The sequence below is a fragment of the Pseudomonas sp. Pseusp49 genome (assembly GCF_059491875.1).
On record NZ_CP168514.1, the window covers coordinates 3300897 to 3316178 of the forward strand.

Annotated in this window: 11 protein-coding genes; 7 read left to right on the forward strand and 4 right to left on the reverse strand. The window is 61.4% G+C overall.

Going from position 1 to position 15282, the window contains the following annotated elements:
* Nucleotides 1-192 precede the first annotated feature (192 nt).
* The 4 genes from ACEN83_RS14860 to ACEN83_RS14875 all read left to right on the forward strand — a co-directional run bounded on the left by ACEN83_RS14860 (nt 193) and on the right by ACEN83_RS14875 (nt 6155).
* Nucleotides 193-2244, forward strand: coding sequence for an alkyl/aryl-sulfatase (locus ACEN83_RS14860; RefSeq protein WP_495580766.1), 2052 nt, complete (start codon nt 193-195; stop codon nt 2242-2244).
* Between the two features lie 10 nt (nt 2245-2254).
* Complete coding sequence (locus ACEN83_RS14865) at nt 2255-3718, forward strand: coniferyl aldehyde dehydrogenase (protein WP_495580767.1); 1464 nt, start codon at nt 2255-2257, stop codon at nt 3716-3718.
* A gap of 109 nt (nt 3719-3827) precedes the next feature.
* A complete protein-coding gene (locus ACEN83_RS14870) occupies nt 3828-5600 on the forward strand; it encodes an arylsulfatase (RefSeq protein ID WP_495580768.1) in 1773 nt (590 codons plus the stop codon).
* 3 nt (nt 5601-5603) lie between these two features.
* Complete coding sequence (locus tag ACEN83_RS14875; protein ID WP_495580769.1) at nt 5604-6155, forward strand: DUF2889 domain-containing protein; 552 nt, start codon at nt 5604-5606, stop codon at nt 6153-6155.
* 418 nt (nt 6156-6573) lie between these two features.
* On the opposite strand, the gene ACEN83_RS14880 is transcribed toward ACEN83_RS14875, so the two are convergent.
* From ACEN83_RS14880 to ACEN83_RS14890, 3 genes are all read right to left on the reverse strand, one after another.
* Nucleotides 6574-7701: a CaiB/BaiF CoA transferase family protein gene (locus ACEN83_RS14880; RefSeq protein WP_495580770.1), complete on the reverse strand. Its 1128-nt coding sequence runs from the start codon at nt 7699-7701 to the stop codon at nt 6574-6576.
* A 154-nt stretch (nt 7702-7855) separates the two neighbouring features.
* Nucleotides 7856-8215 carry a hypothetical protein gene (locus tag ACEN83_RS14885; RefSeq protein WP_495580771.1) on the reverse strand — a complete coding sequence of 120 codons (360 nt, stop codon included), beginning with the start codon at nt 8213-8215 and terminating at the stop codon, nt 7856-7858.
* A complete protein-coding gene (locus ACEN83_RS14890) occupies nt 8184-9845 on the reverse strand; it encodes a GMC family oxidoreductase (RefSeq protein ID WP_495580772.1) in 1662 nt (553 codons plus the stop codon). Before ACEN83_RS14890 ends, ACEN83_RS14885 begins: the two co-directional genes overlap by 32 nt.
* A gap of 211 nt (nt 9846-10056) precedes the next feature.
* Between ACEN83_RS14890 and ACEN83_RS14895 the strand changes: the two genes are divergently transcribed.
* Nucleotides 10057-11106: an AraC family transcriptional regulator gene (locus ACEN83_RS14895; protein ID WP_116583364.1), complete on the forward strand. Its 1050-nt coding sequence runs from the start codon at nt 10057-10059 to the stop codon at nt 11104-11106.
* A 70-nt stretch (nt 11107-11176) separates the two neighbouring features.
* On the opposite strand, the gene ACEN83_RS14900 is transcribed toward ACEN83_RS14895, so the two are convergent.
* Nucleotides 11177-11620 (reverse strand): REP-associated tyrosine transposase, encoded by a 444-nt coding sequence (locus ACEN83_RS14900; protein WP_495580773.1) that lies wholly within the window; start codon nt 11618-11620, stop codon nt 11177-11179.
* Nucleotides 11621-12009: 389 nt separating this feature from the next.
* Here ACEN83_RS14900 and ACEN83_RS14905 point away from each other — a divergent pair, with 389 nt between their 5' ends.
* Both ACEN83_RS14905 and ACEN83_RS14910 read left to right on the forward strand, forming a co-directional pair.
* Nucleotides 12010-13839: a DUF1302 domain-containing protein gene (locus tag ACEN83_RS14905; protein ID WP_495580774.1), complete on the forward strand. Its 1830-nt coding sequence runs from the start codon at nt 12010-12012 to the stop codon at nt 13837-13839.
* Nucleotides 13840-13870: 31 nt separating this feature from the next.
* On the forward strand, nt 13871-15235 hold the full coding sequence (locus ACEN83_RS14910) for a DUF1329 domain-containing protein (protein ID WP_495580775.1): 1365 nt from the start codon (nt 13871-13873) through the stop codon (nt 15233-15235).
* Nucleotides 15236-15282 lie beyond the last annotated feature (47 nt).

Below are 15282 nucleotides of genomic sequence, written 5' to 3' on the forward strand. Positions count from 1 at the left end.
CACCACAAACCCCCGTGTAGGAGCTGCCGAAGGCTGCGATCTTTTGATCTTTTAAAAGATCGCAGCCTTCGGCAGCTCCTACAGGGCACGCCTGTGAAGACAGATGAATTGATCGAGAAGACCGGCAGGTCAGGCGCACTTGCTTGCACCATCGAAACGGTATTCGAACAACAATTACAGAGAGACCGTGCGATGAAGAAAATCCGCGTAGTGCTGACGGTGTCAGTGTTGGCCGCCAGCATTGTCGGGGCGCTGCAATGGTCGCGGGGGCAAACCGGCGTTCACTTGCCAGCGGTCGAAAACAGCGCAGGGCAGGGAGGCCAGAAAGCCGCGACGGCGGCGACCATCGCCGTCAATGCAACCACGGCGCACACCATGCCCGCCGTCGATCCACAGGTGGAGGCCGACATCCAGCGTGGCTTCATTGCCAGCCTGCCGGACGCCGAAACCACCGCGGCCGATGGGCACGTGGTGTACAGCCTCAAAGGCTACGAATTTCTCGACAGCCCGGATGCGCCGGCGACGGTCAATCCGAGCCTGTGGCAGCAAGCCCGCAAAAGCATGGCCAACGGGCTGTTCAAGGTCACCGACGGTTTCTATCAGGTGCGCGGTCTTGACCTGACCAACATGACCATCATCGAAGGCAAGACCGGCCTGATCATCATCGACTGCAACCTGGCCACCGAAGTGGCGCACGCGTCACTGGAGCTGTATTACCAGCATCGGCCGCGAAAACCGGTGGTGGCGGTGTTCTACAACCACAGCCATGTCGATCACTTCGCGGGGATTCGCGGCATCGTCGACGAAGAAGACGTGAAGTCGGGCAAGGTGCAGATCATTGCCCCGGCAGGCTTCATGGAAACCTCGGTGGCCGAGAACGTGATGGCCGGCAACGCCATGAGCCGCCGCGCCGAGTACCAGTTCGGCACCACGTTGCCGCGCAGCGCCCAGGGCCAGATCGACCTCGGTGGCGCCAAGGCGTTGTCCAACGGCACCATCACGATGATCCCGCCGACCCTGGAACTCAGCCAGCCGGTGCAAACGCTGACCATCGACGGCGTCGAGATCGTCAACATGCTCGCCCCCGGCACCGAAGCGCCCGCCGAATTCATTCACTATTTCCCGCAGTTCAAGGTGATCGATACCGGTGAACTGGCACTGCCGACCCAGCATCAGTTGCTGACGTTGCGCGGCGCGACCATCCGTGATGGCCTGGCCTGGTCGAAATACCTCAATCAATCCCTGCACCAGTTCGCGCCCGGTGCCGACATCCTGGTGGGACAGCATGGCTGGCCGGTGTTTGGCCACGAGCGCGTGGTCAACTATTTGTCCAAGCAACGGGACATGTACAAGTGGCTGCACGACCAGTCCCTGCGCTTGATCAACAAGGGTTACAAACCGGTGGAGATTGCCGAGTACATGCGCGATCACGTGCCGGCGAGCCTGGCCAGTGAAACCTTCACCCATGGTTTCTACGGGTCAGTGCAGCGCAACGCCAAGGCGGTGTATCAGCAATACATGGGCTGGTATGACGCCAACCCGGCCAATCTGGACGCGTTGTCCGACGGTGATTACGGCAAGAAATTCGTCGAGTATGGCGGCGGCGCCGACGCCGTGCTGGCCCGTGCGCGCAGCGATTTTGCCAACGGGCAGTACCGCTGGGTGGCGCAGGCCATGAGCCATTTGACCTATGCCGAACCCACCAACAGCGCAGCCCGAGAGCTGGCGGCCGATGCCCTCGAGCAATTGGGTTATCAGGCCGAGTCGGCGGTCGAGCGCAACAGCTACCTGGCGGCGGCCATGGAGCACCGCAGCGGCGGCAAGAAACTCGCTTCGCCGCTGCGCACAGCCAGCCCCGACATGCTTCGGGCGCTGACCATCGAGAACATTTTCGATTACCTGGGCGTTCGCCTGAAGGCCCCGGATGTCGAGGGCAAACACATCGTCCTCAACTGGAACTTCACTGACATCGGCACCTCGGGCAAGCGTTACATGCTCAATCTGGAGAACTCGGCGTTGACCTACATCGCCGATTACAACGCCGAGCAGGCCGATGCCACCTTGACCCTGACGCGCGAAACCCTCAACGCCATCCTGGCGGAGAAAGTGTCGCCGATCGAAGCGGTGTTCAAAGGCGACCTGAAGATCGATGGCAGCAAACTGGCGGTCTATGACGTGCTCGGTTCGCTGGACAAATTCTCACCGGACTTTGAGCTGGTCGGGCCCAATGCGCCAGCACGATAGGAGCCGCACCATGTACCCTGCGATGGACGACATCGACACTTGTGCCGCCACGCCCGCCAACGCTGCGATCGACGGGGTCCGCGCGGTTCTGGCCCGACAACAGGCGGCGTCCCGGGTCGAGGGGCCGCCGTCGGCCGAACTGCGGATCGAGCGCATCAACCGGGTCATCACGCTGTTGGTCAATCATCGACAGCGGCTGTGCGAGGCGCTGGCCCGGGATTTCACCTGGCGCAGCCATGATCAGTCGCTGATGGCCGATGTGCTGTTGCCGATCCGCGGCCTCAAGTATGCCCGTGACCATGTTCGCCGCTGGATGCGACCAGAGCGTCGCAAAGCGGAGCTGGGGGGCGGCTGGCTGGGCGCGAAGGCTGAAATTCACTATCAGCCACTGGGGACCATCGGCATCATTTCGCCGTGGAATTTCCCGATTGCCATCGCGCTGGGGCCGCTGGCCGAGGCACTGGCGGCGGGGAACCGCGCGATCATCCTGTTCTCCGACCAGTCACCGACAACGGCGGCTTTACTGATCGAGCTGCTGGCCGAGCAGTTCGATGACAGCGAAGTGGCAGGCTTCATCGGCGGCGCTGAACTGGGCGCGGCATTTTCCGCCATGCCGCTGGATCATCTGGTGTTCACCGGCAGCCCACGGGTCGGGCGGTTGGTGATGCGCGCTGCGGCGCAAAACCTGACGCCGCTGACCCTTGAACTGGGCGGAAAGTCGCCGACCGTCATTGGCCGCGGCGCCGACCTGGAAAACGCCGCCAGACGCATCTGGGGCGGGAAGGGGGTCAGCAGTGGACAGGCCTGTATCGCACCTGACTATGTGTTTGTGCACGAGGACGACTGTGAGCGCCTGTTGAGCTGTATGCAGGTCGAACTGCGGCGCATGTTCCCGACGCTGCTGGACAATCCCGACTACACGGCCATGGCGACGCCGGGGCAATACCGGCGGATGCAGGCCTGCCTGCAAGACGCCCGTGAACATTGCGTGCGGATGATCGAGGTCAACCCGGCCGATGAGGACTTGAGCGCTTCGCGCAAGATCGCACCGACCCTGCTGGTTGATCCGCCGGACTCGACACTGGCGATGCAAGAAGAAGTCTTCGGTCCGCTGCTGCCGATTCGCGGCTATCGCCACATTGATGAGGTGCTCTGCTACATCAACGGGCATCCGCGCCCCCTGGCGCTGTATTACTTCGGCAACGACCGCGCTGAAGCCCGGCATGTGCTGGAACGCACCCATTCGGGCGGCGCTTGCATCAATGAAGTCATGCAGCACCTGTTCCAGACCGATTTGCCCTTTGGTGGCTGCGGTCACTCGGGGTTTGGCCGGTATCGCGGCGGGTATGGTTTCAAGGCGTTCAGCCTGGAGCGTGCGGTGTTCACGCCGCCGCGTTGGGATGTCATGGGGGTGCTGCGGCCGCCTTATGGCAAGGTGTTTCGCCGGGTCATCGGCGCTCTGTTGAAATCTTGAAATCAAAAGATCGCAGCCTGCGGCAGCTCCTGCATTGAAATGCGATCTCCTGTAGGAGCTGCCGCAGGCTGCGATCTTTTGATCTTCACCGCCCATAAGGACCCCGTGAATGATCCCGTTGAAACCTCTTGTCCTGGCGATGGGTTGTCTCGCCTTCGGCACCCACGCTTTCGCCACCCCCAAACGCCCGAACATCGTGGTACTGGTGGCCGACGATTGGGGCTACAGCGATGTCGGCGCCTTCGGCAGCGAAATCGCCACGCCGAACATCGACACCCTGGCCCGTGAAGGCGTGCGCTTTTCCGACTTCCATGTCACGGCCTCGTGTTCGCCGACGCGCTCGATGCTGCTGACCGGCGTCGACAACCACCGCAACGGCGTCGGCAACATGCCGGAGACCATGCCCGACGAACACCTGGGCAAACCCGGCTACAGCGGGGTGCTCAACGACAATGCCATCACCGTCGCCAGCCTGCTCAAGGACAGCGGTTACAACACCTATATCACCGGCAAATGGCATCTGGGCAAGACCCCGGACACCCTGCCCGACAAACGCGGTTTCGAGCGCTCGTTCATCCAGGCCGACAGCGGTTCGGACAACTGGGAAGAGCGGCCTTACGCACCGTTGTACGACAAGGCGGCCTGGTTCGAAAACGGCCAGCCGGCGCACCTGCCGAAGGACTATTACTCCTCGACCTTTATCGTTGACAAGGCCATGGACTACATCGCCGCCGATCGACAGGGCGGCAAACCGTTTTTCGCCTATCTGGGGTTTCAGGCCAATCACGTGCCCGTCCAGGCCCCCAAGGACATGATCGACAAGTACCGGGGCCGTTATGACCAAGGCTGGACCGCCTTGCGCCAGGCCCGGCGTGACTGTGCGGTGGAACTGGGCCTGATTCCCGCCGGTGCCGGCCTGCAGACCATGGCCAGCACCGCCGACTGGAATGCCCTGGACGCCCATGAAAAGCGCTACGAAGCGCGGCGCATGGAGGTCTATGCCGCCATGGCGGAAACCATGGACCAGCAAATCGGCCGTTTCATTGCGCACCTGAAAGCCAGCGGCGAGTACGACAACACGGTGTTCGTGTTCCTCTCCGATAACGGCAGTGAACCGACCGATCCGTACGCCATACCTGCGATCCGCTTGTGGCTGGAAATGAACTACACCCGGGAGCTCGATCGCCTGGGCGGCAAGGGCGCTTTCACCAGCATCGGCCCGAGTTGGGCCAGCGCGGCGGCCTCGCCGTTCAGCGGCTACAAGTTCTTTGCCGGCGAAGGCGGTTTGCGCACGCCGATGATCGTCGCCGGCGTGCCCGGTATCCAGGCCAACCACATCGCCAAGTCCTTCACCCACGTCACCGACATCGTTCCGACCTTGCTGGAAGTGGCCGGTGTACCGGCGCATCACGGCGAATACCAGGGGCGAGCGGTGGAACCGCTGATCGGCAGCAGCCTGGTGCCGGTGCTGCAAGGCACGGCCGAACGCGTGCATCCTGAGGATCAGGCCATCGGCTATGAACTGTCCGGCAGCGCGGCCCTGTTCAAGGGTGACTACAAACTGGTCAAGAGCCTGAAGCCGGTGGGCAACGAACAATGGCATCTCTACAACATCGTCACCGATCCCGGTGAAACGATCGACTTGCAGGCGCAGATGCCGGAGCGCTTCCAGCGCATGCAGGCCGACTATGCCAAGTACGCCCGCGCCAACGGCGTACTGCCGATGCCGGTCGGTTACGACTACATGCACCAGGGGCAGATGTATGCCCTCAAACATGTGGTCATTCCCAAGCTCAAGGCCGTGGCGCCGCCGCTTGTGGGGGGGATCTTGTTGCTGGCGGGTGTGCTGGTCTGGCGCCGGCGTCGCAAGCGGGGTGTCTGAGTGATGATCGACGAAGTGGACGAGTGGGGGCGCCGGTTGATCCACCGGCGCAAGGTCGAGTGCCAGGGTTTTCTACGGGCCGATGGGCTGTGGGACATCGAAGGTCGATTGAACGACAGCAAGACCCATCCCGTGACCCTCGCTGAGGGCCGGACGGTAGCGGCGGGGCAGACGTATCACGGCATGTTCATGCGCCTGACCCTGGACGATGACTTTGTTGTGCGCGAGGTGCATGTGGCCATGCCCGATGTGCCCACCAGCCAATGCCGTGGCGCAATGCCGGGCTATGAAAAGCTGCTCGGCGAACGCATTGGCCCCGGGTTTTCGCGACGGATCAAAGCGCTGTTTGGCGGGATCGGCGGTTGCGTGCACTTGACCGAGTTGCTGCTGCCGATTGCCACGACGGCGTTTCAGACCATTCCCATGGCCCGGGCGATGGTTGCACCGCGTACGGCGGCAGACGCAGAGGCTTACCGCAACGCTACCGGCCGATTGATCAACACCTGTCACGCCTTGCGCGAGGACAGCCCCGTTGCCATATACCTGAAGAACTAACCAAATCCACTGTAGGAGCTGCCGCAGGCTGCGATCTTTTGATCTTGTTTTTAAAGCAAAATCAAAAGATCGCAGCCTTCGGCAGCTCCTACAGGGACCGTGGCGATCAGGTAAATGGGTCGTGATGATCAGGTACAGGGCCCGGGCGATGGTTGCGCCGCGTACGGCGGCAGACGCAGAGGCTTACCGCAACGCGACTGGCCGACTGATCAACACCTGTTACGCCTTGCGCGAGGACAGCCCCGTTGCCATATTCCTGAAAAACTAACCAAATCCACTGTAGGAGCTGCCGCAGGCTGCGATCTTTTGATCTTGTTTTTAAAGCAAAATCAAAAGATCGCAGCCTTCGGCAGCTTCTACAGGGTCCGTGGCCATCAGGTAAAGAGTCCGAGGTGATCAGGCACAGGGGCCGTGGTGATCAGGCGGTGATCAGGTATTCAACCTGCGCATCGCTCAAGCCTGCTTTTCGCAAGATCAACGCGGTATGTTCGCCACGCTTGGGAACTGAACCGGCCGAAGAGGGCGTCGTCGAAAAGCGTGGCGCCGGTGCAGCCTGCAACACACCGTCCTGACGCGAGTACACACCGCGCTCGGCCATGTGCGGATGGCTCAGCGCTTCGGCGGGCGTCAGCACCGGGGCGAAGCAGGCGTCGCTGCCTTCGAGCAGATCGACCCAGTGCTGGCGTGGCTGACTGGAAAATACGGCGGCCAGGCGTTCACGCAAGGCGCCCCACAATCGTGGATCGTAGGGGTTCTTGAAATCCGCGTCATCGCCCAGGCCAAGCTTGTTGAACAGCAGCGCGTTGAACTGCGGTTCGAGGGCCTGCACGCTGACGAACAGGCCATCGGCACAGGCGTAAGTGCGTGCCCAGTGCGCACCATCGAGCAGCCCGCAACCGCGCTCCAGCGGCTGTTGACCGGCGGAGTGTGCCGACAGCAGCAGGTTCATCAGGTTGGCGCTGCCATCGACAATCGCCGCGTCCACCACCTGACCGACGCCATTGGTACCGGCATTGATGATGCCGGCGAGGATGCCCATCGCCAGGTACAGCGCGCCGCCGCCCAGATCGCCCACCAGGGTAGGGGGCGCCATCGGCGGTTGACCGGCTTCACCGCTGAACCACAGGGCGCCGGACAAGGCGATGTAGTTGAGGTCGTGCCCGGCGGCCTGGGCCAATGGGCCATGCTGGCCCCAACCCGTCATGCGTCCGTAGACCAGACGTGGATTGCGTGCCAGGCACCGGTCCGGGCCCAGGCCCAAGCGTTCCATTACGCCGGGGCGCATGCCTTCGATCAAGGCGTCGGCGCCTTCGATCAAGCGCAACACCGCTTCGACGGCCGCCGGATCCTTCAGGTCCAGGGCGATCGACTGTTTGCCGCGATTGACGATGGCGTGCTTGCCCAGGTCCAGCATGTCAGCGCCTTTGGTACCGGCGCGTTCGACCAGAATCACTTCGGCGCCCATGTCGGCCAGCAACATGCCGCAAAACGGTCCCGGGCCGATGCCGGCGATTTCGACGATACGAACGCCGTCCAATACTCCCATGCGAGTACTCCTTTGGATTGACTTGGATTTGGGGGGGGGAAGATCAAAAGATCGCAGCCTTCGGCAGCTCCTACAGGGGGATCAGATTCGCGTCACGAATTCGTGCCTTTACTCGATCAATGTAGGAGCTGCCGCAGGCTGCGATCTTTTGACGTTAACGACGGAGCAACAACGCGCTCATCACAGCGTGAAACGCAACGGCGGGCCACAACAACACCCCACTGCTGACAAACACCCCGACATACGCCAGGTACAACGCAACAACCCCGTTGTAGAACAGCATCGAGCGAACCGCGCCAATGCCGACCGGTCGAGGCCAACAGGCAATACCGAGCGCAATCAGGGCTACGCCGAAGAACCGCGCAAACAGGTTGGTGTCCTCGGTTGCGCTGACCCCCAACAACAGATGGCCGACCAGTCCGGGAGTGAGCAGCAAGGCCAGCCCCGTGGCGATTTCGACCACGGCGCAAACCGTCAGCAACTTATGCGGGGTGATTGAGCGTGCCGGATGCATGATCGTCCTCCAATGACACAGCGGCGCGGGCTGCGCGATCCTCGCGGATGAAGTCGGCGGCTTTTTCGCCGATCATCACGGTGGCGGCTGTGGTGCTACAGCCAATGATAGTCGGCATGATCGACGCATCGACCACCCGCAGGCCCTGCAGACCGTGGACTTTCAATCGAGCGTCGACCACCGCCATGCCATCGCTGCCCATTTTGCACGTGCCCACCGGGTGATAGAGGGTGTCGGAGCGGTCGCGCAGGACGTGTTCGATTTCAGCGTCGGTGGTCATCGGCGCGCCAAGCACGTCTTGAGGGTTGAAGGCCTTGAAGGCTGCTGTCCCCATGACTTTTTCAATCACCCGATAGCCCTGGATCAGGGTTTTGATGTCGTCTGGATGGGTCAGGAAGGCCGGGTCGATCAGCGGCGGCACCATCGGGTCGGTACTCGCCAGTTTCAGTTGCCCGACGCTTTTTGGGTGCAACAGGCAGGCATGCACACTGAGGCCGTGACCGCGATACAGCGTGCGGCCGTGATCGGCAAACATGGCAACGGTCAGGGCCAGTTCGATATCGGCCTGACGCAACGCCGCAGAGGTTTTGACGAACGCGCAGGCCTCGGCAAAGTTGGTCGTCAGGGGGCCAGAGCGTTTGCGCCAGTAGCGGAATGCGGCTTTGGTCACGTCCCAGATACCCGCCAGTGACAGGCCGATCAAGTGGCGCGATTTGACGCGGTAGGAGTGCACGTAATCGATGTGATCCACCAGGTTCTGGCCCACGCCCGGCAGCTCGTGAACCACGGGGATGTCGAGTTTCAGCAAGTCGTTGGTCGGGCCAACCCCGGACAGCAGCAACAGCTGCGGGGAGTTGAACGCGCCGGAACTCAGGATCAGCTCATGGCGCGCGCGCAGGGAACGCTTTACGCCGTTTTGCACGAATTCAATGCCGACGGCGCGCTTGCCGTCGAAAATGATTCCCGTGGCGTGGGCGTGGGTTTCGATGCGCAGGTTCGTCCGGTGGCGGTTAGGCGTCAGGTAGGCTTTGGCCGCGCTGCAACGCTGCCCGTCCTTTTGCATCACTTGAACGCGGCCGAAACCTTCCATGTTCGCGCCGTTCTGGTCCGGGCACGCGGGATAGCCAGCCTGCACACCGGCCTCGACGAAGGTTTCGCCGAACGGGTTGGGCGAGGCGTGGAAGCGCACGTTGAGCGGGCCGTTCTGCCCGTGCAGGGCGTCCTTGAAGTGTTCGTTATGCTCGGCGCGCTTGAAGAACGGCAGCACCTCCTGGTAACTCCAGCCGGGGTTGCCCAGCGCCGCCCAGCGATCGAAATCTTCGGGGTGGCCGCGGTGATAGGCCATGGCGTTGATCGAAGAACTGCCGCCCAGGGTCTTGCCCCGTGGCTGATACCCGATACGGCCGTTCAAGCCCGGTTGCGGCACGGTCTGATACTGCCAGTTGTTGATCGAGGTCGGCACCATCGCCGCGACACCGGCCGGCATGTGCACCAGTGGGTTGGTGTCAGGGCCGCCGGCCTCGAGCAGGCACACCGAAACAGTCGGGTCCTCTGATAGCCGACTGGCGACTACACAGCCTGCCGCACCCGCGCCGACTACGATGTAATCGAATTCTGTGTTCAGGTTCATGCTGATTCTTCTCTTTATTCGGGGCATAACTTGAGCGCATTGTGGGCACCTGGCCGGTTCGTCACTGGTCAATTGAATGAATTCGCAGGTCAGCGGGGCAGGTGACTATCGCGCCAAGCATCGGAACATCGAGGCCAGGTCCCTGATGGATCATTGACCGATGCATGATCGGGGGCGAGTATCGGCGTTCGCATACCCATAAGGCAGGCACATGTCAGGTTCGAAAACGCAGGCGCCAGGCGACGAAATCTCGTTGTTCGAAGAGGCGTTACAGCCCACCACCATCAGCAGTTATACCGTGGCTATCGCGCAGGCACTGGAGGCCAGTGGCGTGGACAGCAAGCGGATTTTTGCCGCCATGGGCATTCCACTGGGCGTCGCTACCGATCCGATGACCCGCTTGCCTGCGGCAACGATGACGCGTCTGTATCAAGCCTGCGTGGATGTGACCCACAACCCTTATTTCGGGTTGACCGTGGCCAGGCATATTCATCTGACGCACTTGCATGCCTTGGGGTATTCGCTGGCGGCCAGTGGCACGCTGATGGACTTCTGTCGACGGCTGGAGCGCTACTTCCGCCTGGTGTCCCAGGTCGCCAAGGCCAGTCTCAGTCAGGACGACTCGCAGGTCCTGATGCGATTCGATCACCTGCTGGAACTCAGCGGCGAGACAGAAGATGCGTTTTTCGGTTTTCTGATTCGAACCATGCGCCTGCTCTACAAGCAGGAGTTCAAACCGGTACGCGTGGAGTTGTGCCGGCCGATGCCCCACGAGGGGGCCGCGCCGTATGAAACCTTGTTCAGGTCACCGGTGTTGTTTGGTCAGGCCTCAGGCCTGCTGGTGTTCGACAAGGCTGACGTGATGCAGGTACTCAGCGGCTCCTGCCCGGAACTGGCGCAGGTCAACGACAACATCATCATCAGTTATCTGGCACGTCTGGATAAAAGTGACGTGATCACGGGCGTGACCCAGAAGATCATCGAGTTCCTCCCTGACGGCGACTGCACGCGGGACAAAGTCGCCAGCGCCTTGTGCATGAGCCCGACCAAGCTGCAACTGAAACTGTCCCAACGCGGCACCCATTTCCAGCAACTGCTCGATGACACCCGCAAGGAGCTGGCTTGCAGCTACCTGAGCCAGGCTTCGCGGCCGGTCACGGAGATCACCTTTTTACTGGGCTTCAGCGATACCAGCAACTTCACCCGCGCGTTCAAACGCTGGACCGGGTTGTCACCGACGGATTTTCGGCAGCAGGGGTGAGGGTCAAGATCAAAAGATCGCAGCCTTCTGTAGGAGCTGCCGAAGGCTGCGATCTTTTGACTTTGCTTTTCTAAACCCAAATGGCATCCCACAAAGGGTAATCGCCCACACGCTTCACCAACCCCGCACGCAATGGATTCATGACGATGTAACGCGCAGCATCCTTCAAATCCTCATCCCGCCGCAGAGCCCGATCGTAATAACCCCGCTGCCATAACCGGCCTCGTTCAATCGAGCGACTGCTACGGGATTTGATACGGCACATCAGCTCGGCTAACGAACCACGTTGCAGCTCCACCAGCCAATGCAGGTGATCGGGCATGACGACCCAAGCCATCGAAGTGACCATTGCTGCTGCTTCTGCACTGCTCAATTGTTCGACCAGAAGCCGTCCCACCCGCCAATCGGCAAAGACCGGTTGTCGCTGACAGGTGGCAGCCGTCAGCAAATAAATACGACCCGACTCGGAAACCCGACCCTTGCGCAGATGACATCCGATTGCAGCGACAGGCATTCCATTGCCCTCCATGAAGGTGTTGTCGGACGAACGTTAGCTGCTGCTTTACACATCCGAACGACCAAGCATTTTCAAACTATTTCGAGATCCCCTGTAGGAGCTGCCGCAGGCTGCGATCTTTTGATCTTAAAAAATCAAGATCAAAAGATCGTCCGAACGCGGCCCGAGCCTTCGGCAGCTCCTACAAAAAAGCAAAAGGGGCACTTTGTCGCCCCCCACGTTGTGTTGACCGATGATTTGGCCCAATTGACCGGCGACCCACCCACCCCTCGCGATACAACAGACTCGACCGATTCGGCTCGCCATCCCTGGAGCAGGGCGCACCGCCGTTTCGGCATTTTCTTGAATGACTTTTCTTGAACCCACAGAGAAGGCGAGCACGCTAGATGAATAACAACAATAAGATCGGCCACCCAAATCTGCGGCGCGGGCTGCTGGCATCGGCGGTTCTCGCCGGGTTGGGTATGACGCCTGTGCAGGCGTTCGAGTTTGATACGGGGAACGAGGACGTTTCGGTTCGTTTCGACAACACCGTGAAGTTCAACTACGCCCAGAGGGTCGAAGCTGCGAACAGCAAGCTGGCCAACGCCTGGAACAACAACGACGGCAACCGCAACTTTTCTTCCGGCAGCCCGGTCGCCCAGCGCCTCGATGTGCTGTCGGAACTGGACGTGGTGTACAAGAAACAAATGGGCTTTCGGGTCAGTGCCAACAGCTGGTACGACCATGCCTACGACAATGTCGGCAGTGACAACGCGTCAACCAACCAACTCAACAACGGCCGGCCGGACTCGCGCCACCTGAGCGGTTACGCCGACCGCTATTACAACGGACCGTCCTCGGAAATCCTCGACGCCTTCGTGTTCGGCAGCACTGAGATCGGCGACGAATCGCTGCTGAGCGGCAAGGCGGGCAAGCACACCCTGTATTGGGGCGAGAGCGTGCTGGCCTTCGCCCACGGCAATAGCTACGGCCAGTCGGGTCTGGACTTGTCCAAGGCGCTTGCCGTGCCGGGCACCGAAGCCAAAGAGCTGTTCATTCCGCGCAACCAGTTGTCCACCAGTTTCACGGTCAACCCGGAGCTGACCCTGGCGGCCCAATACTTCCTGGACTGGGACGCTGCACGGCTGCCGGAATCCGGCACCTATCTGGGTTTCAACGACGGTATCCAGAGCGGCGGCCACAACTTGTCGCTGATCGCCGCAAAGAACCCCCTGTTCGGGACACCGGGTCCCTTGGGCGCCAATCAGTTCCTGCGCCTGACCAATGGCCACACCCACACCCCTGACCACAGCGGCGACTTCGGCCTGATGGCCAAGTGGAGTCCGGCGTGGCTCGACGGCACGATGGGTGTCTACTACCGCAAGACCTCGGACATCCTGCCCAACCTGGTGCTGCAACCGGGGGCGGTCGGCCCGGCTCAGCTGATTTCGGGCAACGTCGGCAGCTACAACCAGTTTTACGTCGACGACATCGACGTCTACGGCTTCAGCCTGTCGAAAAACGTCGCGGGTGTGAGCGTCGGATTCGACCTCAACTATCGCCACAACATGCCGCTATCGAGCGTTCCGGCCACCGTCAACCCGACCTTGGGCGCGGCGCAGGCGCCGGGTTTCATCAGCAGCTTCGACGGCGAAAATGGCGTGGCACGCGGCAACACCGTGCACGCGGTGCTCAACGGCCTGACCACGTTCGGCGATACCCCGCTGTGGGATTCCTCTTCGTTGCTGGTCGAACTCGGCTACAGCCGCTGGCTGGACGTGACCGAGAACAAGCAACTGTTCAAAGGCGAGGACTGGTATCACGGCGTCGACAAGGTCTCCAAGGACAACTACATCCTCGGCATGAACTTCAACCCTACCTGGTATCAGGTATTCCCCGGCATCGATATGTCCATGCCGGTCAGCTACAACGTCGGCCTCGCGGGCCAGTCCTCGGTGCAACTGGGCGGCAACAAAGGCACCGGCAGCTACTCGGTCGGCGTCGGCATGGACGTGCGCAGCCAGTACCGCTTTGACCTCAAGTACGTCGACAACTTCGGCGATTTCGATACCTGTGGCTCTGCCGGCAGCGCCGGGGCACAGGGCGATGGTGCCGCGCCCGGCGCCAACGGCCAATACAACTGCGTTCCCGGCCAGACCACTGCGTTTGCCGGTACCGTGGCCCAGCTCAAGGATCGCGGCATGGTCACTTTCACTTTCAAAACCACCCTCTGATCCTTGAGTTGTGAGTCAACAGGAGACACCCATGAATTTCGTCAAATCAGTATTGGCCACCGCCCTCGCGCTGGCCGTCGCAGGCTCCGCCCACGCGGCGGTCAGCGCCGATCAGGCCGCGAAGCTCGGCACCAGCCTGACCTCGGTCGGCGCGGACAAAACCGCCAACGCCGATGGCAGCATTCCGGCATACACCGGTGGCCTGACCACGATTCCGGCCGATTTCAAGACCGGTGATTCGTTTCGTCCCGACCCGTTCGGCAATGAGAAACCGCGCCTGGTGATTACCGGCAAGAACCTCGCCGAGCAAAAAGACAAACTCACCGCAACGGCCCAGGCTCTGCTCACGCGCTACCCGAGCTATCGCCTCGACGTGTACCCGACTCACCGTAGCGTCACGCTGCCTGACGCCGTGCTGAAGAACACCGCAAAAAACGCCGTGACCGCCAAGACCACCAATGGTGGCCTGTCGCTGGAAAACGTCCTGCCCGGCGTGCCGTTCCCGATGCCGGCTGACGGAAACGAAGCGATGTGGAACCACTTGTTGCGCTATCAAGGCGTGGCCATGACCAACAAGTACGACTCGTGGAACGTCGACTCTTCGGGCACCGCGTCCCTGAGTTCCACGGGCGTGTTCAACATCGAATACCCGCTCTACGCGCCGAACCGGTCCGTGGGGCCAGTCAGTGCCGATGAAACCTTCTACAAGATCAAGCTGACTTACACCGGCCCGGCCCGCCGTGCCGGGGAAGCGCTGTTGCTCATGGACTCGGTCAACCCGATGCAACAACCGCGTCGCGCCTGGCAATACCTGCCGGGGCAACGTCGGGTGAAACTGGCGCCGGACCTGGCCTACGACACGCCGAACCCCGGCACCGTCGGCGCGGCGACCTACGATGATGCGTTCCTGTTCAACGGCGCGATGGACCGCTACGACTTCAAGCTGGTGGGCAAGAAAGAACTCTATGTGCCGTACAACACCTACAAGCTGAGCTATCACAAAGACGCGGCCGATGTGATGAAGGCCAATCATGTGAACCCGGACTTGCTGCGCTGGGAGCTGCACCGGGTGTGGGTGGTCGAAGCCACGCTCAAGCCGGGCAAGCGCCACATCTACAGCAAACGCACCTTCTACCTCGACGAAGACAGCTGGATCGCTTTGGCGTCCGACGAGTACGACGCCCGTGGCCAGCTCTATCGCGGCGGCTTCTCGCACCTGACCTACAGCTACGACGTGCAGGCACCGGACACCATTAACCACATGCTCTACGACCTGGTTTCCGGCGCCTATAACGTCAACGGTTTCTACGGTCCTTACGGTGGCCTGAAGTACATCGATCCACTGTCCAAGGCCCAGTGGTCCGCCGAGTCGCTGGCCGGCACCGGTATCCGCTAACCCCACAACCCCCGTAGGAGCTGCCGAAGGCTGCGATCTTTTGATGT

Excerpts from the sequence above, each read along its gene's own strand:
- ACEN83_RS14880 (WP_495580770.1), bottom strand. The coding sequence starts at position 7,701 with ATGGGAGTATTGGACGGCGTTCGTATCGTCGAAATCGCCGGCATCGGC.
- ACEN83_RS14895 (WP_116583364.1), top strand. The coding sequence starts at position 10,057 with ATGTCAGGTTCGAAAACGCAGGCGCCAGGCGACGAAATCTCGTTGTTC.
- ACEN83_RS14905 (WP_495580774.1), top strand. The coding sequence starts at position 12,010 with ATGAATAACAACAATAAGATCGGCCACCCAAATCTGCGGCGCGGGCTG.
- ACEN83_RS14870 (WP_495580768.1), top strand. The coding sequence starts at position 3,828 with ATGATCCCGTTGAAACCTCTTGTCCTGGCGATGGGTTGTCTCGCCTTC.
- ACEN83_RS14890 (WP_495580772.1), bottom strand. The coding sequence starts at position 9,845 with ATGAACCTGAACACAGAATTCGATTACATCGTAGTCGGCGCGGGTGCG.
- ACEN83_RS14910 (WP_495580775.1), top strand. The coding sequence starts at position 13,871 with ATGAATTTCGTCAAATCAGTATTGGCCACCGCCCTCGCGCTGGCCGTC.
- ACEN83_RS14860 (WP_495580766.1), top strand. The coding sequence starts at position 193 with ATGAAGAAAATCCGCGTAGTGCTGACGGTGTCAGTGTTGGCCGCCAGC.
- ACEN83_RS14885 (WP_495580771.1), bottom strand. The coding sequence starts at position 8,215 with ATGCATCCGGCACGCTCAATCACCCCGCATAAGTTGCTGACGGTTTGC.
- ACEN83_RS14875 (WP_495580769.1), top strand. The coding sequence starts at position 5,604 with ATGATCGACGAAGTGGACGAGTGGGGGCGCCGGTTGATCCACCGGCGC.
- ACEN83_RS14865 (WP_495580767.1), top strand. The coding sequence starts at position 2,255 with ATGTACCCTGCGATGGACGACATCGACACTTGTGCCGCCACGCCCGCC.
- ACEN83_RS14900 (WP_495580773.1), bottom strand. The coding sequence starts at position 11,620 with ATGCCTGTCGCTGCAATCGGATGTCATCTGCGCAAGGGTCGGGTTTCC.